We start from the raw sequence: 25201 nt of genomic DNA, 5'->3' as shown, positions 1-25201 counted from the left end.
AAAAAACTTATATTGCAACCTTAATAACTACGTTTGAATTATGGTCAACCCCCTACAACGTCCTGTACGTGTGCTGGTGGCTAAGGTCGGACTGGATGGTCATGACCGGGGCGCCAAGGTGATTGCGGCAGCCCTGAGAGATGCCGGTATGGAAGTGATTTATACCGGCCTGCGCCAGACCCCTGAAATGGTGGTTAGTGCTGCTCTTCAGGAAGATGTGGACGCTATTGGCGTCAGCATCCTGTCAGGCGCACACATGACGGTTTTTCCACGTATTATGACCCTTATGAAAGAAAAAGGGATGGATGATGTATTGCTTACCGGCGGCGGTATCATACCAGAAACAGATATGTCAGCACTGAATGAGATCGGTGTCGGAAAACTATTCCCACCCGGTACCCGTACCGAAGATATCGCCACGTATATCACAGACTGGGTCGCCACTCACCGGAATTTTTAAAAAAGATGCCTGTTTTGAAACTTTTTTCCGTCCCGGGCGTCTTACATGCATATACAGGACAACCCAATTAAAACAGAAGAAGATTTATGAAACGGAAACTCTACCTCATTGCACTGCTGCTTTGTCTGCTGCAGTTAACCGCGTTTTCCCAGGACAATAAATCCGATACCAGCAAACACGCATGGAAAGAAATGGTATTTGGCAGGTATGCCGGTGCTGATCCCAGTAAACGGCCTTATGTCACCTGGGGCGGAGACGGTCCCCTGTTATCTTTCAGCGACGAGATCAAAGATGCCGGTAAGCATGTGCATAACATTCCCCGCTTTACCTTCTTTTTCAACGTTGGTCATAACCTGAACTATGATTTCGACAGGCATTTCGGGATTTTTACCGGACTGAATCTCAAGAATATAGGCCTCATCACAAAGGATGACAGGGATTCGGTAAAACTGAAACGCCGCGTATACACCTTGGGTATTCCCCTGGGCTTTAAAATCGGCGATCTGAGAAGAGGTTCGTTTTTCTTCTTTGCCGGCGGCTCTTATGATCTGGCTTTCAATTACAAGGAAAAGAAGTTCATCAACGGCGATAAAAAAGACAAGTTCAACGAGTGGTTCAGCGACCGCACGCCACTGCTGATGCCTTCTCTGTTCGCCGGTTTAAGGATGAGTCCTGGTTTTGGATTGAAAGTGCAGTATTATCCTAAGAATTTCTTTAATAAGGAGTACAAGGAAGTGCTGGTGGGTGGTACTGCTACGCCCTATAAAGACCTGGACGCCAAACTGTTCTTCGTAACGCTCAGCTACGATTTCGGTAGGTTCCCTGATCATAAACACTGGAAAGAAATGCATGAAAGACATAAAAAACACTGGAAGAGAAACTCCTGAGATATAAGCGATAATATTGATTGAATACCTGAAAAGGCATATATTAGGAATGACGAATAATGCTGATGGATGTATAAGCAGTTATTCGTCATTCCTGTTTTTCATCGTTTTTCCTGTGTTGCTGTATTATTTTAACATCCCGTAATAATCCTTTTTCTCCCTCTTTTTCGACCTTGCTTGTTCGACGCTAGTTCGATGCTAGTTCGACGCTTCTTCTCTGCTTCTTCTCTGCTTGTTCTCTTAAGTCCGGTTGTTGCCCTGAAACCCTTACTGCTGGCGGATGTGTAAATGCAGGAGCTGGAAGTTAACAGCTGTACTGTCAGATGTATGATATTTTGTCACTATGTTAAAATAACATCACAGTTTGTGTCGGAAAATAAAATAAATTAGTCCTCTAACAAACCCGGATCTCATGTACAATACTATTAAGACAGAACTCACTGATAATATCTTCTTTATTTACATCAATCGCCCCGACAAAATGAATGCACTGAACGTAGAAGTCATGAAAGAGCTGGCATTGGCGATAGATGAAGTATATACGAATAAAGAGATAAAGAGTGCAGTAATCACTGGTAAAGGAGAGAAAGCATTTGTCGCAGGTGCTGATATTTCAGAATTCCTGGCATTGTCTGATCAGCAGGGAGCTGAGCTGGCTAAGAAAGGGCAGGTGATCTTCAAACGTATTGAAGATAGTCCCAAGCCGATCATTGCAGCGGTGAATGGTTTTGCGCTGGGTGGCGGGTGTGAGCTGGCCATGGCCTGTCACTTCAGGGTCGCTGCGACCAACGCGCGGTTCGGGCAACCTGAAGTTAACCTGGGGCTGATACCGGGTTATGGCGGTACACAACGCCTGACGGCCCTGGTAGGCAAAGGAAAAGCGCTGGAAATGATGATGACAGGCGACATGATCAATGCTGAGGATGCATTACAATGGGGGCTGGTCAACTATGTGGTAGCACCGGGCGACCTGCTGCTGAAATCAACGGAACTGTTGCAGAAAATACATGCGAAAGCGCCACTGGCAATAGCCCGCGTGATTAAATGTGCCAATGCTGCACTGGAAAATAACGTAGATGGCTATGAAATGGAACTGAATGAGTTCGGCGCCTGTTTCGCCACAAAAGACATGCAGGAGGGCGCTGAGGCATTTATACAGAAAAGAGCGGCCAGGTTTACAGGAGAATAAAGGAACTGTTTACAGATCGCAATATGACGGCCCGGGCAGGGAATACAGGACTCAGTTACAGAGCCCGGGCTTATCTTTTCAATAACGGCATTGAATTAGTAATTCGTAATTGATAATTCACAATTCATATGTACGTTTGTACCGCAAAAAATCAAGCATATGGAATATAGAATAGAGAAAGACACGATGGGCGAAGTGAAAGTACCTGTAGATGCTTACTATGGTGCTCAAACTCAACGTTCTATCGACAATTTCAGGATTGCTCAGGATATTAACAGAATGCCGAAGGAAATCATTAAGGCCTTTGCTTACCTGAAGAAAGCAGCAGCGCTGACCAACCTGGATGCCGGCGTACTGCCCCAGGAAAAGGCAAACCTGATTGCACAGGCTTGTGATGAAATACTGGCTGGTAAACTGGATGACCAGTTTCCGCTGGTAGTTTGGCAGACAGGTTCAGGTACCCAGTCAAACATGAACGTAAATGAAGTGGTTGCCTACCGTGCACACGTGATCAATGGAGGCAAACTCACCGATAAAGATAAAGCGATACACCCGAATGACGATGTGAATAAATCACAGTCATCCAACGATACTTTCCCTACAGCGATGCATATTGCTGCATACAAAATATTGATCGAAACCACTATTCCTGGTATCGAAAAACTGAGGGATACGCTTGCTGCTAAAGCGGAAGCTTTCAAAAATGTTGTGAAGATCGGCCGTACCCACTTCATGGATGCCACGCCGCTCACACTGGGCCAGGAGATCAGCGGATATGTTTCCCAGCTGAATCATGGTCTGAAAGCTATTAAAAATACACTCGCTCACCTGAGTGAACTGGCCCTGGGCGGTACTGCTGTAGGTACAGGTATCAACACGCCCAAAGGCTATTCTGAAAATGTAGCAAAACATATTGCTACACTGACAGGTTTGCCATTCATCACTGCTGAGAATAAATTTGAAGCACTGGCTGCACATGATGCTATCGTGGAAGCTCACGGCGCACTGAAAACTGTAGCAGTAAGCCTGATGAAGATCGCAAATGATATCCGTATGCTGAGCTCCGGCCCACGTTCCGGTATCGGTGAGATCCATATTCCGGACAATGAGCCAGGTTCTTCTATCATGCCAGGTAAAGTAAATCCTACCCAGTGTGAAGCGCTGACGATGATCGCTGCACAGGTATTAGGTAATGATGTGGCTATCAACATCGGTGGAGCAACTGGTCATTTCGAACTAAACGTGTTCAAACCTGTAATGATCTATAACTTCCTGCACTCTGCACGTCTGATCGGCGATGGTTGTGTAAGCTTTAATGATAAATGTGCTGTAGGTATTGAACCGATAGAAGCAAACATTAAAAAGCACGTAGATAACTCTCTGATGCTGGTAACTGCACTGAATACAAAGATCGGTTACTATAAAGCTGCGGAGATAGCACAGACAGCTCATAAAGAAGGTACTACCCTGAAAGAAATGGCGGTGAAACTGGGTTATGTGAAACCAGAAGAATTTGACGCCTGGGTAAATCCGCTGGATATGGTGGGTGAGATCAAATAAGGAATAGCTAAAGCCTTAAATAAAAAACGGGTATCTGTTCAACACAGATACCCGTTTATATTTAACCGGAAGCCGGTTTATATTAATGAAGAAGCGTCAGGATAATTGTGCGCAGGCTTAATAGTATGATGAGCGAGCCTACCATGATCATTAGCGGCTTACGTTTAAGTCTTCTCACAAGGATCGCAGCAAAAGGAGAAGCGATCACTCCACCGATGATCAGTCCTATGATAACAGGCCAGCCGGCAATAGCGCCGAAAATGAGGAAGGTTCCTGCACTGGAAAGAGAAATGAAGAATTCTGCAGCATTTACAGAACCGATAGTATAATGTGCCGTACGGCCTTTACTCAGCAAGGTAGACGTTACGATCGGTCCCCAGCCTCCACCACCAAAAGAATCCATAAAACCACCAAAGAACGCCAGGGAACCCAGACGTTTGGTTTTACTTTTTGCTTTCTTAGGAAGGAATGCTTTACGCAGCACAATGGCGCCCAGTATCAGCAGATAAGCGCTGATGAAAGGTTTGATATTGTCTTCCTTAAAGTAAGATAACCACGGAATTGCTTCGGAGATAGCGTTCATTTTCGAAAGTAGGAACGAACCACTGACAGCACCTATCATACCTGGTACCAACAGATACAGGAACAATTTCTTATTCACATTGCCAAAACGGAAGTGGGAAATACCAGATGCACCGGTGGTGAACACTTCTGCAACATGCACACTGGCGCTGGCAATAGAAGGGGGAATGCCTAATCCTAGTAAGAGAGAAGAAGAAGTAGCACCATAGGCCATGCCCAGCGCTCCATCTACAGTTTGTGCCGCCAGACCTACCAGTATATAGAATAACAGCTCTTTTGTAAAAAGAGTCTGTGTGAACTCGAAAACCCGTGTATGGGTGGCCTCGGATGTATTGTAGTAGGATAAGATCCCTATCCCTGCCAGTACTAATGCGGCAATAATGCCGATCAGCAGCCACAAAGCAGGTTTACGCTGGTTCTCCTCATTGACCAGGTCAATCAGAATCTCCTGACGTTCTACTGTGGCGTACTTTTTTTCAAGTTGGTCTATCTCCTCGTTGTGCGGCATGTATTACTTCAGTTATATAGTCTATAGATGTTATAGACTAAGGTAGGGTGAAATCATGGGATATCCAAATACGGAAGATTAAAATGTGCTGAATATTCTGTTAAAGAGGGGAAACCGATGTAACCGGGATAAATCATCCCTGGGGGATAAAAAAGAAAACCCGCCGGGCAAATGATCTGCTGCCGGCGGGTTGCTTAATTATGTTGATGCCTTACTTCTTGAAAGGCAGGTCATATGTGAATGCAACGTAATACAAGCCCTTGATGGTCGGACCACCTACATACTGAAAGTAGGAGGTATTGAGGATATTTGATCCACCCACTTTTACAGAAGTATGCAGTTTAGGCAAGCTATAAGTTACCTGTGCATCTACCGTGCTGTAAGCAGGTACATCTCCATTACCGAAGAGGTTCTGCCAGTAGAAGGTTTCCTGCCAGTGCCATACCACATTGAAGCCCAGGTTAGGCAATACCCTTCTGTTACCAAAGCTTACATTGGTAAACCATTTAGGCGTATTAAAACCAGGGATCAGAGCGTCATCTTTGGTCTTATCCTGCGCCAGGGCATTGTAGTTGGCATTACCACTGATGGTGAATGTTTTCAGGAAATTATATGTAACACCTAATGCAAAACCGTAGTTCTGTACCGTGGATTTACTGTTGGTCCATACCCGGTAACGGTTCTGGTACTGTTTATCATACATCTGGTTCAGCACTTCCTGGGTAGGGTTATTCACATTACCGGTTTTTGGTACTGCTACTTCCACCTGACCAATGAAGTTTTTGTAAGTGTTGTAATAACCGTCGACGTCGATGAATACTTTATTGTCAAACAGTACGCTCTTGTAACCTGCTTCAAATGACTGGATCTGCTCAGGTTTGATAGCGTCCAGGTTAGCCACTTTCAGCACGTTTGCATTCTGTTGTTCCGCGTCGTTCCTGCTCAGGGTAGGGTCGGCATTGGTAGCCTTGTTTACCGCAGTAGTAAATGCAGTAGCGCTGGAAGTCAGGTAAGAGTTCTTAAAGTAGCCTAATCCTTCTTCTATAAATGCCAAACCACCTACACGTCTTACGCCACCGTTGTTCACAAAGGAATAAGCCTCAAACAGAGATGGGAAACGGAAACCGTTCTGCCAGGAAGCTCTGAAGTTGTGACGTTGATTTGGTGTAGTATATACTGCAGCTACACGGGGATTGAATTTGCCTGAAAACTCCTGGCTTTTATCAAAACGCAGGGAAGCCGTCACTTTCAGCTGATCATGCAGGAATAATTTGCTGCCCTGTACGAAACCACCGACTTTGCCATACCAGATGTTCTTGCCACCAGGAGTATTACGCTTGTCCAGTGGTTTGGTCAGATCCACGAAGTTGTTACCATCGGGAATGATCTCGTAAGTGCGGTAATCAGCGCCTACCAGTACATCCATGAAGTGAATGTATTTACGCAGGTTCCAGGTACCTTCTGCATGATAGAAATGGCTCATCTGGAGCAGCGCAGCGCCACCACTTTTGTTGGTGCTGTCTTTGGAAACAGGGTAAATATCCCAGTCGTTAATGCTTTTGATCTTGGCTACCTGTGCATCAAAAGCAGCAGTACCGGGTGTCCAGCGACCTTTATCAGCGGCTGCACGTGCAGCCTTGTGAGCTTCTGCTATATTGCTGCCGGAAGCATCCAGGGCGTTATTCAGCGCCGCAGTATAATCTGCCTGCCACTGTTTATCTGTTTTGAAAGACTTTTCCAGGTTATCTGCCAGCGGGTTCATATTGTAAGAGTCGCCCGTGTTTTCCAGGGAAACATAAGAGCGCAGGGTAAAGTCCTGTCCTACTACTTCTATCTTATGATTCTGCACGACTACATTTTTCAGCCCGATACGGTTACCACGCTGGAAGAAGCCATCCATTTTACCTACACGGTAAGTATAAGAGGCTTCTACTTTGGGACTGATTTTATAGTGCAGGGCTCCATCAAATTTCAGGTTCTTAACAGTGTAGTCACCTACCAGGTCTTTCTCCCAATAGCCGGTACGGGACACGTTGTAAGATTTACCGAATTTGTCAGTAATAGGGAATGTACTCTGATCTGCATATTTATTCCAGGCATCATACGCCGGGTTGTTGGCCCCGGTCAGCTGCGGGAAGTCAGGATTCGCCTTGCTGCCAGGATTGAAGTCATTGTGGCTGTCTGCATACCAGTCAGTACCCTGCATATAGGAGAAGTTCACTTTGAACGCCAGCTTTTTACTGAGTGCCTGTGCATAACGTACGGATGTTTCAGAGATTGGTTTTGGAGAGCTGCCATTACCATCAAAGTGGTTGAAGGCAACTTTCTGGTATACACTGATGCCCTGGTATTGGAAAGGGTTTTTGGTAATGAGGTTGGACATCCCGTTCAGGGCGTTCATACCATACAGCGCGGAAGAAGCGCCGGGTGTTACCTCAATACTCAGGATATCCAGCTCAGTGGGCCCGATGGCATTTCCCAGTGGCACACCCAGTGTAGCGGCCTGGTTGTCCACACCGTCTATCAGCTGCATGAAGCGGAAGTTATTAGGCACGTTGAAACCACGTGTATTGAAAACTTTGAAGGTCAGCCCCGCAGTGGTCATCTGAACACCTTTCAGGTTACCGATGGCATCATAAAAGGAAGCCGCTGGTGTTTCTTTCAGCGCTTTTACGTCCAGTTTTTCGATGGCTACCGGTGATTTCATCAGCTTTTCCTGCTGACGGGAGGCTGATACCACCACTTCATTTACCAGCAGTGACTGTGTCACCAGTTGGAATTGTAAGCGGCTGTTGCTGTTCCTGACGTCAAATTCCTGCGTTTGATATCCCAGCAGGCGTACCTGCAGTTTTAAAGGGAATTTGGTATTTGTGGTGATCTCAAACCGGCCGGTAGTGTCTGTCGTTGCGCCGAAAGAAGTTCCTTTGATCTGGACAGTGGCACCAACCAGCGCTTCACCTTTATCGCCGGTGATCCTGCCGCTGAGAATATAAGAGCCGTTCAGCTGAGCCTGGGCCAGTACAGGCAGTAATAAAGCCAGCAGCCAAAAAGATGCTGTATAAATAGTGTGTCTTTTTGCGGACATAACTATAGTTTATTGATAAATAAATTGGTCGTATTAATGAAATTGATTTTGGCAGAAGCCATTACAGGTTTGTCGGGGAAAAGCTGTTTTCAGTGCTCAGCAACATCGTAAAGAAGTGTTCATTGCGTATTAAATTGGTGGTGAATATTAGTTTCCTCCTTCATTATATCTATTAGTCTATCGGATTTGTGGACAAATGTAATACGGCAATTCAACTTTTCAAAGGAATAGGCAAAAAAAAGCGGTCTCGTCCTGGACGAAACCGCTCTAAAAAGTATCTGTAAAGCTTATTTTGTTACTGCAACTGGTTCTTTTTCAGTCGATTGCTTCTCGTTGTGCTTGTGAAAAAAACGTTTCTGGAATACCAGGATTGTAATCACGCCTACAGAGATCGCAGCATCTGCAATATTGAAAATCGGGTTGAAGAACACGAAATAGTCGCCTCCCTTGAATGGGATCCAGGTAGGAAGATAGCCACGGTAAACCGGGAAATAAAGCATATCTACCACTTTTCCATGGAGGAAGCTGGCATAACCACCGCCTTTTGGCAGGAAGGTGGCCACATCGTAGAAATTGGTCTCTGAGAAGATCAATCCATAGAACATACTGTCTATCAGGTTGCCGGCAGCGCCAGCGAGAATGAGGGCGCCACAGATCAATAAACCGGTATGATGCTGCTGTTTTACCAGCGTCTTCATATATTTAAAACCTATTACTACGGCTGCCAGGCGGAAAAGCGTCAGTAACACTTTACCCCACTCTCCTCCCAGTTCCAGCCCATAGGCCATACCAGGGTTCTCAGTGAAGTGAATGCGGAACCAGTTGGGGAAAATGATAAACTCCTGGCTAAAGTTCATGTGTGTCTTTATCCAGAACTTCAGCGCCTGATCCACCACCAGCACTAAGACAACAATCCAAATTACGTGACGATATTTCAAAGGGTAAAAATTTTATCAAAAATAATAATAATGTGCAAAATCGGAATTTCCGGTCATTCCTCGAAATATACACGCTTCACTCGCTGCGAAATTCCTGTTAATATTTCGTAAGGAATGGTTTCTGCCCATGCTGCTACCTGCTGAACGGGCAATTCGCTGCCGAATACAATCACTTCGTCGCCTTCCGTTACCTCCGGAATGTGGGTAACATCCAGCATCAGCATATCCATGGCCACAATGCCTGCTACCGGGGCCAATTGGCCGCGTACCAGCATTTTCCCCTTACCATTGCTCAGGCGGCGGGGATAGCCATCCGCATAACCGATGCGTACCGTGGCAGTCACCGAAGGGCCTTTCGCCACCCATTTAGCGCCATATCCTACCGAATCTCCGGCCGCCAGGTGTTTTACCTGCGCCACCGTCGTTTTTAATGTACTAACCGGGCGTAGCTGCTCCTGGATAGCCGTTGCACTGTCGATCCCGTACATCCCGATACCAAGTCTCACCATATCCAGCTGCAGATCAGGATGCCTTTCAATGGCGGCACTGTTGGATATATGCCTGATTACGGCATATCCCAGGGCTTTTTGCAGTTCGTGGCTCATTTCAAAGAATAAGCGGCCCTGCTGTTTGGTGAATTCGTCCATTGCCGGATCTTCGCTGGCTGCCAGATGACTGAATACAGAACTTACTTTGAGGTATATATTGTCATTAAGCAATCTTGCCAGTTCGGGAATGTCTTTCTTCTCAAAACCGAGCCTGTGCATGCCTGTGTCCAGCTTAATATGCACAGGGAAGCCATTTTTACCGGCCAGCTGTACTTCTTCTTCAAACTGTTTTAACAGGTGGAGGGAATATATTTCGGGTTCCAGGTTCCATTGAAGGATGGCGTCGAAAGAGGCGGGTTCTGGGTTCATTACCATGATCGGCATGGTAATACCGGTCCTTCTTAATTCAACACCTTCGTCAGCATAAGCAACGGCGAGGTAATCTACGCCATGGAACTGCAATAGATTTGCAATCTCAAAACTTCCGCTGCCATAAGAGAAGGCCTTCACCATCGCCATCAGTTTGGTGCTGGGTTTCAGGCGGGATTGATATTGTTTAACATTGTGTACTACCGCGCTTAAATTAATTTCCAGGATGGTCTGATGCACCTTCTGTTCAAGCAGCTTACCGATCCTTTCAAATTCAAACACACGGGCGCCTTTCAGCAGAATGGTCTCATGCTGGAAATCCTGCTGATTGAACTGCTGGATAAATTCTTCCGTTGTCAGAAAGAAACTGCTTTTCAGACCGGGGATCTGCTGAAAACTCTTTTTCTCTCTGCAAATATTTTTACCGATACCTATCACCTTATTGATACCCTTCTGCTGCAGCAGATTGGCTACTTCTTCATAAAGGGATGCATCGCTTTTACCGCTCTGCAGTATATCACTAAGGATGACGGTACGGGTGGGATGTTGTTGCTGTTGCTGCAGGAACTCCAGTGCAATCGCTAATGAGCCGAGGTCGGAGTTATAGCTGTCATTGATGACAGAGCAGTTGTTGATGCCCTGTTTGAGTTCCAGGCGCATAGCAATATTGCCCAGTTGATCCATCCGCTGTTGAATAACCTCCTGGCTCATGCCCAGATGCATCATCAGTGCCCAGCAGTGAATGGCGTTCTCTACGGAACCTTCATCCACAAAAGGGATGGTAATGTACAGGGCCTCATTATGATGCAGCGCATCTATACGGGAACTGTTCTCGCTTTTAGTTACGCTTGTGATACGCAGGTCGGCTTCTGTTTTGCGCGACCAGGAGAATAGCTGTAAACCGCCCTCATGGCTGTCTTTCTTGCCCACCAGGTTATGAAAGTTGAGCACACATTCGTTGAGGGCGAGATAGTCTTTGCAATAGATCAGCAGTTCGCTTTTAGAGAATAATACCAGCTTCTCATTGATCTTTTGCCTGATATTCAGGAACCCTTCATTGTGGGCTTCACCAATATTGGTGAAGATGCCAATGGTAGGGCGGATGATCTTTTCCAGGTGTTCCATCTCTCCGGGCTGGGAAATGCCAGCCTCGAAAATAGCCAGTTGGTGTTCGGGTTTCATCTGCCATACAGACAAAGGAACACCTATCTGTGAGTTGTAGCTTTTAGGGCTGCGAACGATATTGTAATCTTTCTCCAGCAGCTGATACAACCATTCTTTTACAATGGTCTTACCATTGCTGCCGGTAATACCAATAACCGGAATATGGAACTGTTGACGATGATAGGCCACCAGTGTATGCAGTGCATGCATGGTGTCTTTTACAAGAATAATGTTGGCGTTAGGATATTTACCAGGAGGCAAAGGTTCACTTACAACGAAATTGGAAACTCCTTTGTCATATAGTTCCTGAATGTATTGGTGCGCATTACGTCTATTGCTGACCAATGGTATGAAAAGAGATGTTTCAGGAAAGCTGAGTTTCCGGCTGTCCAGCAAAATGTGTTCAATCTCCGGGTTACCCGTCTGCTGCAATAGTTCACCTTTCAGCACTTTGCTGATGCTTTCTGCGTTGTACACGTGTGGTTAATTTTTGATGTGAAAAGCGTCCTGCATTTCACGACTTCCCTTAATAGTTCCCGGTAGGCCGGGTATTAAATTTTTTAAAAGTTGACTCTTTCGTTTCAGGGGTTCAAGTAGCCGCTTTTAAATTTATCGCTGGGCAAATATATGGGGAATACTCCATAGTCATTGTCCTGAATCCAGAGTTGTGTCCGTTGAAGGCACATCTGCTGACTATTTGTGATAGCCTAAAGCCGTGATCGTTATAAGATAGTATCATCCTCCTTCAACGCCGGGAATTGCTGGTCTATTGTTTGTAAATCAATTATTTACAGACAATTAAAAGTCGGCCGGCACGTTTCAGGCATACCTCTCATAACAAAACTTCAGTTGTTGCTGTCAGTTATACTTCAAATTTTCTCTGCCTGATAAATTGGAAAATGGCGGCGAACAGCAGCACCAGACCGATGGGGACGATGAAACAAATAGCCTGCCATTTGCTTTTCTCCTGTTTGACTTTCTCCGGATTCAGCAGTCTTAATGTTAATTCCTTGTTGCGGGCATCCATGATACCGGTGTTGTGGGTCAGGTATCCCAGGGAATTAAGGAGAAAATCACGGTTGGCGTATACCATAGATTGATCGTACAGGTTCACGCCCATTTGCAGAGGACCGCTTTTCTGAGAGAAGGCATTAGTGATGAGGTCTGCGTCACTTGCTACGATCATTTTATTGATAGAGTCGCTGTTGTTCTTAAAAGGTCGGCCCGAAGCTCGTTGTATGGCCTGGTGGGCATTCTCGTCCAGGCGGTTGCGGAAGAGGGAAGTAAACTGTCCTTCCAGCAATACCGCCACAGGCAGGTGCTGTTTGGTAAACTCCCGGCGGTTAGGCCTTACACGCAGACTGTTCCAGCTGATTTCTACCGGTGCACTTACGCTACGGCTGTTGGCGGAAGTGGTGAGCAGTACTGTTTTCTTAATATTACCGCCTTTAACGGTATCTATTGAGCTGGCGAAATGACTCAGTACCAGGTCCAGGTTCTTTACAATAGGATGGGCGCCGGTAGGTGTCAGCAAGGGGAAATAAGGGAAACCTAGTGGCTGCATCTGGCCGGTGCGGTCTACTACCTGTGGAACAAAATCACACTGCATGTCCTGCACCAGGTCCTGGTTAATACGCACTCCATAGCGGAACAGGATATCTTCCAGGTTCAGTCCTTTGTCAAATGCAACAAAACTTTCCTGCTGTTGCAGACTGTCTATGGAAGCATTCAGCTCGTCAATGAACCAGAGCACTTTGCCTCCATTCATCACGTACTGGTCTATCTTCAGTTTATCCTCATCGGTAAACTTTGTCTGTGGTTTCGCAAACACAATCGCGTTAAACTCCTGCGGGATGTGGGAAATATATTGCAGCGTGATGGTATCCAGCAGGTAGCTGCTTTGCATGGAGGTGAGTGCATCATATACTTCAGCGCCCAGCAGTTCTCCGTTGCCCAGCATATAACCCACCAATGGTGGCTGTTTCTGCTGCAACTGATAGATAGCATTGGCGAACTGGTATTCCAGCAGGGACTCTGAGCTGTTCATGGTAGCTTCTGGATTGAGTCCTCCCTGGTTTTTCAGAAGATTGATACCAACGGTTTTGGAACCATAGTGCAGCAGGGCGCCAGGAAAGATCAGCTTTTCAGAATATCCCTGGTTAGCGTCTTCCTGTACCTGCATATTAAAGGGAACGATACCTTTTTCTACAAGCGTTTGCTGGAAGGCCAGACGGGCAGAATCCGATAAGCCCTGGCCGGGACTCTGAAAAGAGAATTGTATACGCTGGCCGGCATATTCCCGGAACTCTTCCAGCAACTCCTGACTGGACTGCGCCAGCTGACGGAAACTGGCGGGATAATCGCCTTTCAAAAAGATCTCTATGGTAACGGTACTATCCAGCCCGCGGAGCAGGTTTTTAGTACCCGGAGTAAGTGTATATCTTTTTTCCGCTGTAAGATCCCAGCGGGTATGAAAATAAGCTGCCAGTATATTAACCCCCACAAGTACACCCACTACGACAATAGCCCTCTGCAAGTATTTTTTCCTTCTGTTGATAGCCACAAATGAGTGTTTTAAATTAATCCCAGATCCTGCGTTGTAATGATAATCTTGTCAGGTAAAGCATCAGACCGATCACGCTCAGGAAGTATACAATATCCCGGCTGTCTATCACACCACGGCTGATAGAGGTATAGTGGAACTTGATACCAGCCATCTGCAGATAATAATCGGCGCCGCCGGTAAAGGCAGGCACTTTGCTTAACGCGTCAAAGCCATTGTAAAATATGTAACAGGTAAAAATAGCGATAAGGAAGGCTACTACGGAGTTGGTGGTCAGGGAAGAAGACCAGACGCCAATAGCGGTGAATACTGCTCCCAGCAGGAACAAACCGGTATATGATCCGGTCATGCCACCGTTGTCAAGGTTGGACGGATCAGCACTCAGCTGCCTGACAGCAATATAATAAACAAGGGTTGGAATGAGAGAGATCAGTACTACCAGCAGGCCGGCAAGGAATTTTCCGGTAACGATCTGCCACCAGCCTAAGGGTTTGGTGCTCAGCAGTTCCATAGTGCCGGTTTTGAACTCGTCTGCGAAGCTACGCATAGTAATGGCCGGAATAAGCAGCAGGTAGATCAGGGGAGCCAGTTCAAAGAGCGGATCAAGATTGGCATATCCGTAGTCCAGCAGGCTGGTATCGGGAAAAACGAACAGCAACAGGCCATTGGCCAGTAAGAACAGGATGATGGCCACATATCCGGTAATGCTGCTGAAAAACTGATGTATTTCCTTTTTAAAGATTGCTAGCATAGTGATACTGAAAGCACAAATATATATAATTAAAAATGATCAATTAGCAATTAGAAGTTGAATACTGTGCAGTCATTCAACTCTTAACGCTCAATTGATCACTTAATTATATTTTAGTTATGTTCTTCTTCCAGTTCGTAGTCGCGCTCAGCCTCTTCTTCCTCTTCTTCTGCCTCCTCTTTTAGCGGTTCCATTCCATTCTTGTGGCGGTAATCGTTAATAGCTGCTTTTACGGCATCTTCTATGAGGATAGTGCAATGAATTTTGGCAGGAGGAAGGTTCAGTACTTCCACGATGTCCATATGATCGAGTTGGGCGGCTTCTTCGATAGTTTTACCCTTGAGCCATTCGGTAGTGATAGAAGTGGCTGCGATAGCGGCTCCACACCCGAAGGTTTTAAAGCAGGCATCCGTAATAACATGTCTGGCCGGGCTCACTTCAATCTGTATTCTTATCACTTCAATGTACTCCGGCACGTGTATCAACCCTGTTCCCACTCTCTCGCTGGTTTTATCCAGCGTTCCCACATTCCTGGGGTTGTCATAATAATCAAGAACTCTTTCAGCGTAAGACATAAGCATAAGTATAAAGCTGTCAGTAATTGTCCCCCATGTTCAATTGTCCTCAAAGACGGGACCACTCTATCGTGTTCATGTCCGCACCTTCTTTAAACATTTCCCACAGCGGACTTATTTCTCTCAATTTATTCACCGTTTCTGTAACGGTTTGAATGGCATAGTCAATCTCTTCTTCAGTAGTGAAGCGTCCCAGTCCAAATCGGATAGAGGAATGAGCGAGGTCGTCTCCAAGACCAAGGCCCTTCAGTACGTAACTGGGTTCCGGTGAGGCTGAGGTACAGGCAGAACCGGATGATAGCGCAAGATTTTTGTTGAAACCCATCATCAGGGCTTCTCCTTCCACATAACGGAAGGAAATGTTGGTGGCATGCGGTAAACGGTTGGTTTTTGATCCGTTAACGAAGGTTTGCTCCAGTTGCAGCAGTGCATTCTCCAGTTTATCACGCAGTGCTGCCAGTCTTTTGCTTTCTGCTTCCATTTCCTGCTGGCATAGTTCACAGGCTTTTCCGAAGGCCACGATACCGGGCACATTTAGTGTGCCTGAACGCATTCCTCTTTCATGTCCGCCACCATCCATCTGGGCAGTAACTTTTACCCTGGGGGATTTACGACGTACATAGAGGGCTCCTACTCCTTTCGGACCGTAAAGCTTATGAGCACTGAATGCCGCCAGGTCAATGCCATCGCGATTCACATCCACAGGTACCTTACCGGCCGCCTGGGAAATATCACTCATCATCAATACGCCATGTTTTTTAGCAATGGCGCTGATCTCTTTGATAGGGTTGATCACGCCTATCTCATTGTTGGCATACATGACGGACACCAGGATAGTTTTGGCCGTAATAGCCGCTTCCAGTTCTTTTAGATCAGGTAGTCCTTCATTGTTCACCTTCAGGTAGGTAATCTCAGCACCCAGCTTTTCCAGGTGTTTACATGCGTCCAGTACCGCTTTGTGTTCTATTTCAGTAGTAATGATGTGGTTCCCCTTGTCGGCATACATCTCAAATACCCCTTTCAGGGCCAGGTTGTCTGCCTCGGTAGCGCCGGAAGTGAAGATGATCTCTTTGGGATCTGCACCTATCAGGGCAGCTACCTGTTCACGGGCGAGATCGACTGCTGCTTCTGCTGCCCACCCAAAAGAGTGATTACGGCTGGATGCATTACCGAATGTTTCCGAAAAATAAGGAAGCATCGCTTCAACTACCCGCGGGTCGCAGGGTGTGGTAGCATTGTTATCCAGGTAAATTGGCAACTTAAGCATATCTGTCGGTCTTTAATTGTCTGTATTGATTCCTCTACTACAAATTTAATGCTTAATTATGTCTCCTAACCTCCCACGATCATTGTAAGAACTGATGCAGTTATAGAGCGCGCCTATTTCTACTTTAAAATGTTAAATTGCCGCATGCTGAAAGTAGAACATATAGGAATAGCCGTCAGGTCATTAGAGACTTCGATCCCCCTGTTTCAGCGGCTGCTGAACAGTGAATGCTACAAAAAGGAAACAGTGGAAAGCGAAGCTGTGCAAACAGCTTTTTTCCGTAAGGGAGAGACTAAAATAGAGCTCCTTGAAGCGACCAACCCCGGCAGTACTATTGCAAAATTTGTGGACAAAAAGGGTGAGGGGATGCATCATATCGCTTTTGAGGTAACAGATATTTATGCGGAGATGGAACGGCTGAAAGGTGAAGGTTTCACTTTATTGCAGACTGAGCCTAAAAAGGGAGCGGATAATAAGCTAGTTTGTTTCCTGCATCCAAAAGACACAAATGGCGTACTGATCGAGCTTTGCCAGGAAATTTGAGATTTTTTTTAAATAATGAAATCCGGGAAATTAAAATGTTCGTAGATATATCCAGACACATGTAGCAGACACGTTAAAAGAAAGACATTCAATCAGGAAAAATTTAAGGATTTAAACAATCAGACGCACAAATTGTTGTTTTGGAGAGCGCGGAAGTGTTCATAGGTGCATTAGCAGCGAATATGTATAATCTACGTTATCTTATTACTTAGCACTTTGACCCTGAACAATTGCCCGTAACCTCATAATAGTTATGCCTCATAAGAAACAAATTGCAGCTAATGGTCTCATATGCCTTATAAAAACTAATTCATCACTTAATTCAAATTCCAGCATTACATTTTTACATATACAACGTAAATAATAAACTCATTATATATTACTCTAAAGTTGGCATAGGTTATGAACACCTGCGGGCTTTCCAGCTTGCAGGTCTCTTTTTTTTATAGAATTACTTTTTCCATGCCTATACTTCTGGAGCCTTTAATCAGCAGGTACGTATCTGTAAATTGTTGTTGCTGCAGCCAGGAAGCTGCCGCTGCTGCATTTTCAAGGAATATATACGGATGATTGGTTTTAATGAAATCGCCTCCTACCAGCACTACAGCATGCCAGTGCGTGCGTTGCAGCAGATCAACCAATGCCTGGTGTTCTTTTACACTGTCTGCACCCATTTCCATCATCGCGCCCAGCAACAATACTTTCTTCTCAGCAGTAATACCGGCGAAGTTTTCAATCGCTGCTTTCATACTGGAAGGGTTCGCATTATAAGCATCCATGATGATGGTGTTGCTGCCCTGTTTGATTACCTGGGAACGGTTGTTCGAAGGACTATAGGCAGCAATAGCCGATTTGATCTTTTCAGCGGGCACGTTGAAGTGCAGTCCAACTGCCACAGCGGCCATCACATTCGGGAAATTGTACGCACCTACCAGCTGACTATCGATCTGTCCGATGCCTTCATGACTGGTAACCTTTACGCTCAATAATGCACTGTCTGCCAGCGGCAGGCCGGTATAATCAGCAGACTGTTGTCCGTAAGTAATAACTGTCGGAATACCTTTACTCATTTCCATGAGATATGAATATTCATTGCACACAAACACTGTCCCGTTATTCTTACGCAGGAAATCATACAGCTCTCCCTTCGCCCTGCGTACGCCTTCTTCACTGCCAAAGCCTTCCAGGTGTGCTTTTCCGATGTTGGTAATAATACCATGTGTTGGCCTGGCTATCTTACAATAGCTTTCAATCTCATGCTCATGATTAGCACCCATTTCAATAACGGCAATGGCTGCATCAGATGGGATGCGGAGTATGGTTAACGGTACGCCTATGTGATTATTCAGATTACCAATGGTTGCGGTGGTTTTCAATGCAGATGACAATACCGTACTGACCAGCTCTTTCGTAGTTGTTTTACCGTTAGTACCCGTGATGGCCAGGAAAGGAATGTTAAAGCTCTGCCTGTGACGTAGGGCCAGTTGTTGCAATGTTTCCAGCACATCTGATGTCAGCATCATTTTTTCCGGCTGGGTATAATAAGCTTCCTCATCTATTACAGCAAATGCAGCCCCTTTTTCAAGTGCTGCTGCAGCATAAGTGTTGCCATTGAAGTTTGGACCTTTCAATGCAAAGAATATATCTCCTGCCTTGAGCTGTCTGGTATCTGTCTGTATAGATGGATATTGCCTGTATATATCGTAAAGCTGATCAATGTTCATAGAAACAAATGTATTAAAATTCATTTGATAGTCCATATGCATCACCATAGATGGTAATAAACTTCTGGTTTGAAATTTTCAAAAATTATAAAGATGAGTTATCTGACCGCTATAGACTATCAATTATATAATATATTTTTGCCTTACGCGTTATAACGCAATAACCATAAAAGACCCGGGCCTGCCCGCCATAAACTCAAAGTGAAATGAAAAAACCTATGAAACCCGCACTGTTTCCATTAGTGCTTATGCTGCTTGTGTACAGTTGTACCGCCGAACAGGCTCCCGCACCAGATCCAGGAATTGAGCCCACTGCCTGTGACACCGCAGTGATCACATCCGCCTACATTATGACAACCATTTCCAGTAAATGCACCAATGGTGCTTGCCATAAGGGAACGGGAAATTTTGTTGTGTCGGATTTCTCAACGCTGGAAAAATTGAAAACCTATCTCAATGCGAATGAATCGATATTCCGTGAGCGGGTTACAAGCGCTAATGCCGATATGCCTCCCCGTGGGAAGCTAAGCGAGGGAACACGTGACTCTATTAATTGCTGGCTTTCCCATGGTATGCCAGATTGATGACCCATTAACCTTAAACAGTTTACAATGAAACAGATCATTACCATGCTGGCAGGATTGTTCCTTGCCCACGCCGGCTTTGCACAGGATGTTTTTACCTGCCGGAACACTGCACTATCCTTTTTTTCAGCCACCCCCGTAGAAGATATTGACGCTACTTCAGATAAGGGCGTCTCTGCTATCAACCTGAAAACGGGCGATGTATATTTTAAAGTGGCTGTTAACTCATTTAAGTTTAAGAAACAGCTCATGGAAGAGCATTTCAATGAGAATTACCTGGAGAGTGATAAATATCCTCATGCTGTTTTTAAAGGTAAACTCGTATCACCTCCTGACCTGCATAAAGATGGTACCTACGAGGTGGTAGTAGATGGCACTCTGTCGCTTCATGGGGTGGATAAACCTTACCATGAAAAGGCGACTATTACAGTCAAAGACGGGAAACCATCGGCCAATGCCAAATTCAATGTGAAGCTGGCCGACCATCACATTAAAATACCTACCCTGGTTATCAAAAACATCGCGGAAGTAGTGGAAGTAACTGTGAAAGCTGCTTATACTGCCGCAACCTAAAATCCTTTAAATCTGTCAGAACCTATGAAACATATCTCTCTGCTATTCCTGGGCTGTTGCCTGGGATTGAACACCTTTGCCCAGGAAAGCCTCGAAGCCCTGGTAGCGAAAGACGAAGTGAAGACGCATGAGCCAGTGATTGCAACTTACAAGTCTACCCGTATTATACAGGGGCATTCTCCTGAAACATTGAAAAAGCGCGAGCTGGACTTCAGGGTGGCGCACCACTTCGGGGATCTGGGTGGCGAATTTGGCGGCAGTAAGACCTTCTTCGGAATGGACAACTCTGCCGATGTCCGTATTGCATTCGAGTATGGTATTACCGACCGTCTGATGGTGGGCATTGGCCGTACCAAAGGTTCCGGAAGCCTTACCCAGCTGTACGAAGGGCTGGCAAAATATAAACTGCTGCAACAGACTACAGACGATCATATGCCTTTGACCATCACCCTGTTTGGTAATTCGGTAGTGAGTGCTATGACTTCCAGTGAAACTGTTTCCGATGCCAGTTACTTCGGTAAATTCACTGATCGTCTTTCTTATACCGGCCAGGTGATCATCGCCCGGAAATTTAACCGTAATCTTTCCCTGACCTTGCTACCAACGCTCGTACATCGCAACAGGGTAGGATACCTGGATGAAAATGACATTTTCGCACTGGGAGCTGGTGGCCGGCTTAAGTTTTCCAGGCGTATCGGGTTGCTGGTAGAGTATTTCTATCCTTTCCGCAGCCAGGAAAGCAAGGACTATTTTAAAGAGCAGGGCCGGAAGCTGTATAATCCACTGGCGGTAGGACTGGAAATTGAAACAGGAGGACACGTATTTCATGTGAACTTTACCAATTCAACAGCCATCCTGGAAAACCAGTTTATTCCTGAAACCACTACTTCCTGGTTACAGGGACAGTTCAGGTGGGGATTCAATATCTCCAGGAGATTCTCCCTGTGATAATTAGGAATTAGTATTAAGAATTATTACGTTGTGCGTTCTTAATTCTTAATACTAATTCCTAAATTGTATTTTTACATACGTCATGGAACCTGTAACCTGTTACATAAAAGAAAGATCCTTTCTGGCACGTCTGGCGGCACGTTATATGGGTGGAAATCAGATCGCAATGGTCATAGGAAGGACGATTCATCTGCATGGCACCAGCAGGGAGAACTTCCTGCGGCATACATGGTGGGTCCGGCATGAAATATGTCATGTAATGCAATACCGGGAACTGGGGCTGGTGCCTTTTCTATGGAAGTACTTCTGGGAATGTGTCAGAGTGGGGTATTATGCCAACCGTTTTGAAGTAGCGGCCAGGGCAGCAGAGCGGGATGCTGCCATTATGGAGCATGTCAGGATAGTTTAAATAGCTTTCAATCAGTAGGTTAGGTTTGCCCCGATGCCCGTCTATGCTACTTCTAAACGAAAAGTTAAAGTCTACTCCGTCATATAATTTTTAGTACTACTGGATATATTTTGCTTATTTTTACGTTAAACGGAGGTGTTTTATGGTAAAAAAAGTAACAGACGGAATTACCATCAGTGTGGAGACATTCTATCAACCGGACTATTCAAATCCGATTGGTAGTGAGTTTATGTTCGCCTACCGTATCACCATTGAGAATAACAACACTTTCCCTATTAAACTCCTCCGCCGTCACTGGTACATTATAGACTCCAACGGTACTCACCGTGAAGTGGAAGGAGAAGGCGTAGTCGGTGTACAACCACTGCTCGCTCCATCTGAAAGTTATCAATATGTCTCAGGTTCCAATCTGCGTACGGAGATCGGCAAAATGTACGGTACCTACCAGATGGAAAACCAGCTCAACAAAAAGCTGTTTGAGGTCAAAATCCCCGAATTTCAGATGATTGTCCCTTTTAAGCTAAATTGATTTAGGGTTTACCAATTTATTTTTGAAGCAGAGCGCCTTTCGGGGTGCAGGAAAGCTGTTTTGGAAGATGAAATAACTATGCTCGCATTGTCTGCTGTAACAGATTCATCGGCCTTGATAAATAGCAGGTGAGCAAGGTTTTCTATTGATTTTGAAGCATGTTTTAATGAAGCTAACGATAACAGGTTATTCTACCGCTTTATTTTCAACCTGGTATTTCATTGAAGAGCTGGGGCTTTTGCTGGATGCAGGAGATGGCATGATGTCTGCCTTGTTGCAGAAAAGCAGGAAGATCAACCATGCGTTTATCTCACATGCAGACAGAGACCATCTTACAGGCCTGCTGCAGTTCAATCAACTAAATGCCAGGGAAGGATATCCTGTTATTCACTATCCGAAAGACTCCCGTTCTTTCCCATATATGGAGGCCTTCTTTCAGCAGTTTGATCCTTATTCCGTGGGGACGGTATGGCAACCTGTATCACCAGGCGATGAGATTCGTGTGAAGGATGATATTTTAGTGATACCTCTACGTAACGGGCATGTGCCTGTAGCGCCAGAGATCATCAGGAGCCTGAGTTTTAAGGTTTTTCAAACGAAGCGTAAGCTTAGACCCGAGCTGGTTGGTTTATCAGGAGAAGAGATCCGTCAAATAGGAATTGAAAAAGGGAAAGAAAGCACTACTATGGAGGTCCGGACAAATATACTCAGCTATTCCGGTGATACGCCGGTAGAAGATCTTACGCAGTGGAATGACTCACAGATACTGATACATGAGGCCACCTTCCTTGAAAAGGAAGAGGAGATCAAGGTATATGCGCACAAGAATAAGCATAGCAGGCTGGATGAGGTGATAGAAATGGTAAGTGGAAGCAATATAGAGAAACTGATATTGGGGCATTTTTCTTCACGGTATAATGCGGAGCAGATTGATAGTGCGATCAGGCAGTTGTGTGAAAGATATACGTTGAATATTCCTGTGTTCAGGATATTGCCGGGAGAGACAGTGGTGGATGTGTTGGCTGGGACGCCGGTGAATGGATAAAATGAACGAATGGATTTTAAAAGGCTTCGTTAAATTTGTTTTATGGAGAAGATAGGATACATAGAAATCAGAATTACAGGCACAAAGGGGAACGATGACCTGGCTCGGGATAATTATGATATCCGGGAAGTAAGGGAAGTGTTGGAACAGGCCGAAAGTTTGATTGTGCCGGGTGATAAGAAAGAAAGGTTGCCAATCAGCTATCAGTTGGAAGAAGGCTCTGTAAGGCACATTTTCAAAACATCCATGCAGTATGTTATTGGTTTTAACGCGATAGTAGGGCAGGTAAGTAATGGGCAATCTGTAGATTTTCTTGATCTGCCTACAGCAAAAGCTTTCGAAGCTTTCCAGCACATTGCCATAAGAAAGCATTATACATTCGAGATCAGGACATCAATTGAAAATTCCAATATAGTCAAAATTGATCAGGGTACTAAGTTCTTCAGGACAGAAGCCATCTGGGCTGAAGCGGAATTTTATTTCTATGGTAAGGTGACTAGCATAGGAGGAAAAGAGAAGTCCAGTATTCATTTAGTGACAGATGATTTCGGTATTCTAAATATTCATACAAATAGAGACTATCTAACAACTCTCGAGAATAATATACTCTATCGCACATATGGAATTAGGGCGATTGGGAAACAACACGTAGAAACTGGTGAACTGGACAGGTCGACTCTTCAGTTTGTAGAATTGATCGACTATCAGGCTAAGTATGATGAAGACTATCTGAATACATTAAGGGCAAAAGCACAAAGTAACTGGCTTAAAGATATCAATGCAGATGATTGGTTGAGAGAAATAAGAGGAGGGCACGATGCATAAATCTGTTTTATTTATTGGACACCAGCTTCTTCCTTCGCTTGTTGAAGACTGACGATTCCTTATCAGCGAATGCGACAGGGTATTTTAAATACTTTCTTGAGCAGGGAATGCCAATGCTCATTTCCACAATATCCATTGCAGAATATTGTGTTAAAGGCACTATAGAAGAGTTGCCAATGAGGCATTTGCAGATAGTCCCCTTTAATATACAACACGCAAAAAAAGCAGGTGAATTTGCGAAGGTTATCTTCGAAAATAAAGGCATCCTTAGTTTGCCGGATAGGAAAATAATTCCTAACGACACTAAATTATTCGCTCAAGCTGACGCAGAATCAGCTATTGTTTATTATTTGACCTCGGACGTCGAGAGTATCAAAATATTTAAGCTTTTAAAGGAAAAAGATATGCCGAAATTCCAGCTAATCAACCTGTATGACAAACATAACAGCGTATTTGGATTGTTGGATTTTTGAGGCTTACTTCGGCCTATACTTCGACTGCGAAAATATCTGCATCGCATTCCTGTTCTCCATCAACTGCTGCAGCGTTACCTCTGGATGATTCTTCATATACTCCTGCACAATCTTCCAACCTACAAATGATCCGATCCTGCCTGGCGCCCCTTCCGGCATACCCTGCGTAGATGGCCCATCATTCATGAAATGCATATTGCTCTGCCAGTCAGATTTATACAAGAGGTTCTGTTGCACAAAAAACTGCCAGATCATTATTTCGTTGTCATTACACCACTCCATCTGTGCCTTCGTATATCCCAGCCGGATGCTATCTTCGGTTTCCGGTAATACCTGTTCCAGGAAATACTGCTGTTTGCCGGCGCTTACCAGTTGATTAACCAGTTGTTCGCCTGCATCAGCACCCGGGTATTTCTGTTGTGCCAGTACCTGGATACAGTTGGTCGTAATATATTCAGGAGAGAATTTACGGGTCATGTACATCGGGTAGTCAGGCAGCATGGGATATATCGGGAAATCCTTTCCCAGGTACATATCCAGCCCTATACCCAGCACAGAGTCAACAGTAACAGCGCCGTAATTACTGATTACAGAACTGAAGGTGACTATTCTCTGTGGAAGAGGGAATGAAGGGATGTAGTATTTGATATAGCGGAAACTCTGCGCCAGGTCTTTTTCCAGTGCATCCATTTTAGGGAAGTGTGCATTGATGGAATCCTGTAACATCCGGTAATCGCTGTTACCGACAAGCATACGGGTCTGCAACAGTATCATTTTGCTGGTGTCAGCATAAGGGCCGAAATTCATGATATGCTCAATGTAGGCAGGCAAAAAGGCAGGATACGTTTTTGCCAGCTGCTGCAATCCCGGCTGAATATTATTAGTATCCAGCTTGAACAAGGCCTGATCAAAACGGTCAATTTGTACATTGACAGCAATATGGCTCACATCTGGCACGTTTTTGTGCTTACAGGCAGAGACACAGCAAATAAGGATGAGTGCGGACAATAGGCCCTGAGTGTTACCAGCTAATTTATTAATGTAATTTCGCATACTTAATATCTAACTACGAATAGGTAAAAATATTATATAGCTTGTA

At 45.1% G+C, this 25201-nt stretch carries 23 protein-coding genes; 13 read left to right on the top strand and 10 right to left on the bottom strand.

All coding sequences use genetic code 11. The features are described from left to right. Window positions 1–40 precede the first annotated feature (40 nt). The 4 genes from BLR32_RS03580 to fumC all read left to right on the top strand — a co-directional run bounded on the left by BLR32_RS03580 (window position 41) and on the right by fumC (window position 4096). A complete protein-coding gene (locus BLR32_RS03580) occupies window positions 41–460 on the top strand; it encodes a cobalamin B12-binding domain-containing protein (RefSeq protein ID WP_089828858.1) in 420 nt (139 codons plus the stop codon). 86 nt (window positions 461–546) lie between these two features. Beyond that, the gene (locus BLR32_RS03575; RefSeq protein WP_089828857.1) at window positions 547–1347 is read left to right on the top strand and encodes an outer membrane beta-barrel protein; all 801 of its coding nucleotides are present in this window, start codon (window positions 547–549) and stop codon (window positions 1345–1347) included. 412 nt (window positions 1348–1759) lie between these two features. Next, window positions 1760–2536 carry an enoyl-CoA hydratase/isomerase family protein gene (locus BLR32_RS03570; RefSeq protein ID WP_089828856.1) on the top strand — a complete coding sequence of 259 codons (777 nt, stop codon included), beginning with the start codon at window positions 1760–1762 and terminating at the stop codon, window positions 2534–2536. A gap of 159 nt (window positions 2537–2695) precedes the next feature. Continuing rightward, complete coding sequence (gene fumC, locus BLR32_RS03565) at window positions 2696–4096, top strand: class II fumarate hydratase (protein WP_089828855.1); 1401 nt, start codon at window positions 2696–2698, stop codon at window positions 4094–4096. An 82-nt stretch (window positions 4097–4178) separates the two neighbouring features. On the opposite strand, the gene BLR32_RS03560 is transcribed toward fumC, so the two are convergent. From BLR32_RS03560 to BLR32_RS03525, 8 genes are all read right to left on the bottom strand, one after another. Next, entirely contained in the window at window positions 4179–5186 is a 1008-nt protein-coding gene (locus BLR32_RS03560; protein ID WP_089828854.1) for a sulfite exporter TauE/SafE family protein, read from the bottom strand. Between the two features lie 211 nt (window positions 5187–5397). Then, window positions 5398–8271 (bottom strand): TonB-dependent receptor, encoded by a 2874-nt coding sequence (locus tag BLR32_RS03555; protein ID WP_089828853.1) that lies wholly within the window; start codon window positions 8269–8271, stop codon window positions 5398–5400. Between the two features lie 287 nt (window positions 8272–8558). Further along, window positions 8559–9209: a lipoprotein signal peptidase gene (locus BLR32_RS03550; protein WP_089828852.1), complete on the bottom strand. Its 651-nt coding sequence runs from the start codon at window positions 9207–9209 to the stop codon at window positions 8559–8561. A 53-nt stretch (window positions 9210–9262) separates the two neighbouring features. After that, window positions 9263–11767: a bifunctional UDP-N-acetylmuramoyl-tripeptide:D-alanyl-D-alanine ligase/alanine racemase gene (locus tag BLR32_RS03545; protein ID WP_089828851.1), complete on the bottom strand. Its 2505-nt coding sequence runs from the start codon at window positions 11765–11767 to the stop codon at window positions 9263–9265. Window positions 11768–12152: 385 nt separating this feature from the next. Beyond that, window positions 12153–13853, bottom strand: a complete 1701-nt coding sequence (gldG, locus tag BLR32_RS03540) for a gliding motility-associated ABC transporter substrate-binding protein GldG (protein ID WP_176842151.1) — start codon at window positions 13851–13853, stop codon at window positions 12153–12155. Between the two features lie 16 nt (window positions 13854–13869). Beyond that, window positions 13870–14604, bottom strand: a complete 735-nt coding sequence (gldF, locus tag BLR32_RS03535) for a gliding motility-associated ABC transporter permease subunit GldF (RefSeq protein ID WP_089828849.1) — start codon at window positions 14602–14604, stop codon at window positions 13870–13872. A 113-nt stretch (window positions 14605–14717) separates the two neighbouring features. Next, the gene (locus BLR32_RS03530; protein WP_089829915.1) at window positions 14718–15179 is read right to left on the bottom strand and encodes an iron-sulfur cluster assembly scaffold protein; all 462 of its coding nucleotides are present in this window, start codon (window positions 15177–15179) and stop codon (window positions 14718–14720) included. Between the two features lie 49 nt (window positions 15180–15228). Further along, the gene (locus tag BLR32_RS03525) at window positions 15229–16446 is read right to left on the bottom strand and encodes an IscS subfamily cysteine desulfurase (protein WP_089828848.1); all 1218 of its coding nucleotides are present in this window, start codon (window positions 16444–16446) and stop codon (window positions 15229–15231) included. A 144-nt stretch (window positions 16447–16590) separates the two neighbouring features. Between BLR32_RS03525 and mce the strand changes: the two genes are divergently transcribed. After that, window positions 16591–16989, top strand: a complete 399-nt coding sequence (gene mce, locus BLR32_RS03520) for a methylmalonyl-CoA epimerase (protein WP_089828847.1) — start codon at window positions 16591–16593, stop codon at window positions 16987–16989. Window positions 16990–17432: 443 nt separating this feature from the next. Here the strand turns inward: mce and BLR32_RS03515 are convergent, their stop codons facing one another. Next, entirely contained in the window at window positions 17433–18713 is a 1281-nt protein-coding gene (locus BLR32_RS03515; protein ID WP_245705343.1) for a UDP-N-acetylmuramoyl-tripeptide--D-alanyl-D-alanine ligase, read from the bottom strand. A gap of 206 nt (window positions 18714–18919) precedes the next feature. On the opposite strand from BLR32_RS03515, the gene BLR32_RS03510 reads away from it, so the two are divergent. The 8 genes from BLR32_RS03510 (at window position 18920) to BLR32_RS03475 (ending at window position 24102) form a co-directional block, all read left to right on the top strand. Beyond that, complete coding sequence (locus BLR32_RS03510) at window positions 18920–19297, top strand: hypothetical protein (protein WP_089828846.1); 378 nt, start codon at window positions 18920–18922, stop codon at window positions 19295–19297. Between the two features lie 27 nt (window positions 19298–19324). After that, the gene (locus tag BLR32_RS03505; RefSeq protein ID WP_089828845.1) at window positions 19325–19870 is read left to right on the top strand and encodes a YceI family protein; all 546 of its coding nucleotides are present in this window, start codon (window positions 19325–19327) and stop codon (window positions 19868–19870) included. A gap of 24 nt (window positions 19871–19894) precedes the next feature. Then, window positions 19895–20818 carry a DUF5777 family beta-barrel protein gene (locus BLR32_RS03500; protein ID WP_089828844.1) on the top strand — a complete coding sequence of 308 codons (924 nt, stop codon included), beginning with the start codon at window positions 19895–19897 and terminating at the stop codon, window positions 20816–20818. An 85-nt stretch (window positions 20819–20903) separates the two neighbouring features. After that, complete coding sequence (locus tag BLR32_RS03495) at window positions 20904–21230, top strand: DUF4157 domain-containing protein (protein WP_089828843.1); 327 nt, start codon at window positions 20904–20906, stop codon at window positions 21228–21230. 142 nt (window positions 21231–21372) lie between these two features. Next, window positions 21373–21759, top strand: a complete 387-nt coding sequence (gene apaG, locus BLR32_RS03490; protein ID WP_089828842.1) for a Co2+/Mg2+ efflux protein ApaG — start codon at window positions 21373–21375, stop codon at window positions 21757–21759. A gap of 166 nt (window positions 21760–21925) precedes the next feature. Then, entirely contained in the window at window positions 21926–22804 is an 879-nt protein-coding gene (locus BLR32_RS03485) for an MBL fold metallo-hydrolase (RefSeq protein WP_089828841.1), read from the top strand. A gap of 42 nt (window positions 22805–22846) precedes the next feature. After that, the gene (locus BLR32_RS03480; protein WP_089828840.1) at window positions 22847–23629 is read left to right on the top strand and encodes a hypothetical protein; all 783 of its coding nucleotides are present in this window, start codon (window positions 22847–22849) and stop codon (window positions 23627–23629) included. Window positions 23630–23643: 14 nt separating this feature from the next. Then, the gene (locus BLR32_RS03475) at window positions 23644–24102 is read left to right on the top strand and encodes a hypothetical protein (protein WP_218124146.1); all 459 of its coding nucleotides are present in this window, start codon (window positions 23644–23646) and stop codon (window positions 24100–24102) included. A gap of 3 nt (window positions 24103–24105) precedes the next feature. On the opposite strand, the gene gldB is transcribed toward BLR32_RS03475, so the two are convergent. Further along, window positions 24106–25155, bottom strand: a complete 1050-nt coding sequence (gldB, locus tag BLR32_RS03470) for a gliding motility lipoprotein GldB (protein WP_449384797.1) — start codon at window positions 25153–25155, stop codon at window positions 24106–24108. Between the last annotated feature and the right edge of the window lie 46 nt (window positions 25156–25201).

It is taken from the genome of Chitinophaga filiformis (assembly GCF_900102545.1).
GTDB lineage: Bacteria > Bacteroidota > Bacteroidia > Chitinophagales > Chitinophagaceae > Chitinophaga > Chitinophaga filiformis.
The sequence above is the reverse complement of the archived record's forward strand: the minus strand, read 5'-3'. Positions and strand labels throughout refer to the sequence as shown.

Excerpts from the sequence above, each read along its gene's own strand:
- fumC (WP_089828855.1), top strand. The coding sequence starts at position 2,696 with ATGGAATATAGAATAGAGAAAGACACGATGGGCGAAGTGAAAGTACCT.
- BLR32_RS03560 (WP_089828854.1), bottom strand. The coding sequence starts at position 5,186 with ATGCCGCACAACGAGGAGATAGACCAACTTGAAAAAAAGTACGCCACA.
- BLR32_RS03500 (WP_089828844.1), top strand. The coding sequence starts at position 19,895 with ATGAAACATATCTCTCTGCTATTCCTGGGCTGTTGCCTGGGATTGAAC.
- BLR32_RS03555 (WP_089828853.1), bottom strand. The coding sequence starts at position 8,271 with ATGTCCGCAAAAAGACACACTATTTATACAGCATCTTTTTGGCTGCTG.
- apaG (WP_089828842.1), top strand. The coding sequence starts at position 21,373 with ATGGTAAAAAAAGTAACAGACGGAATTACCATCAGTGTGGAGACATTC.
- BLR32_RS03505 (WP_089828845.1), top strand. The coding sequence starts at position 19,325 with ATGAAACAGATCATTACCATGCTGGCAGGATTGTTCCTTGCCCACGCC.
- BLR32_RS03575 (WP_089828857.1), top strand. The coding sequence starts at position 547 with ATGAAACGGAAACTCTACCTCATTGCACTGCTGCTTTGTCTGCTGCAG.
- BLR32_RS03570 (WP_089828856.1), top strand. The coding sequence starts at position 1,760 with ATGTACAATACTATTAAGACAGAACTCACTGATAATATCTTCTTTATT.
- gldB (WP_449384797.1), bottom strand. The coding sequence starts at position 25,155 with ATGCGAAATTACATTAATAAATTAGCTGGTAACACTCAGGGCCTATTG.
- BLR32_RS03525 (WP_089828848.1), bottom strand. The coding sequence starts at position 16,446 with ATGCTTAAGTTGCCAATTTACCTGGATAACAATGCTACCACACCCTGC.
- BLR32_RS03480 (WP_089828840.1), top strand. The coding sequence starts at position 22,847 with ATGGAGAAGATAGGATACATAGAAATCAGAATTACAGGCACAAAGGGG.
- BLR32_RS03510 (WP_089828846.1), top strand. The coding sequence starts at position 18,920 with ATGAAAAAACCTATGAAACCCGCACTGTTTCCATTAGTGCTTATGCTG.
- BLR32_RS03530 (WP_089829915.1), bottom strand. The coding sequence starts at position 15,179 with ATGTCTTACGCTGAAAGAGTTCTTGATTATTATGACAACCCCAGGAAT.
- gldF (WP_089828849.1), bottom strand. The coding sequence starts at position 14,604 with ATGCTAGCAATCTTTAAAAAGGAAATACATCAGTTTTTCAGCAGCATT.
- BLR32_RS03580 (WP_089828858.1), top strand. The coding sequence starts at position 41 with ATGGTCAACCCCCTACAACGTCCTGTACGTGTGCTGGTGGCTAAGGTC.
- BLR32_RS03495 (WP_089828843.1), top strand. The coding sequence starts at position 20,904 with ATGGAACCTGTAACCTGTTACATAAAAGAAAGATCCTTTCTGGCACGT.
- BLR32_RS03485 (WP_089828841.1), top strand. The coding sequence starts at position 21,926 with ATGAAGCTAACGATAACAGGTTATTCTACCGCTTTATTTTCAACCTGG.
- mce (WP_089828847.1), top strand. The coding sequence starts at position 16,591 with ATGCTGAAAGTAGAACATATAGGAATAGCCGTCAGGTCATTAGAGACT.
- BLR32_RS03515 (WP_245705343.1), bottom strand. The coding sequence starts at position 18,713 with ATGAACATTGATCAGCTTTACGATATATACAGGCAATATCCATCTATA.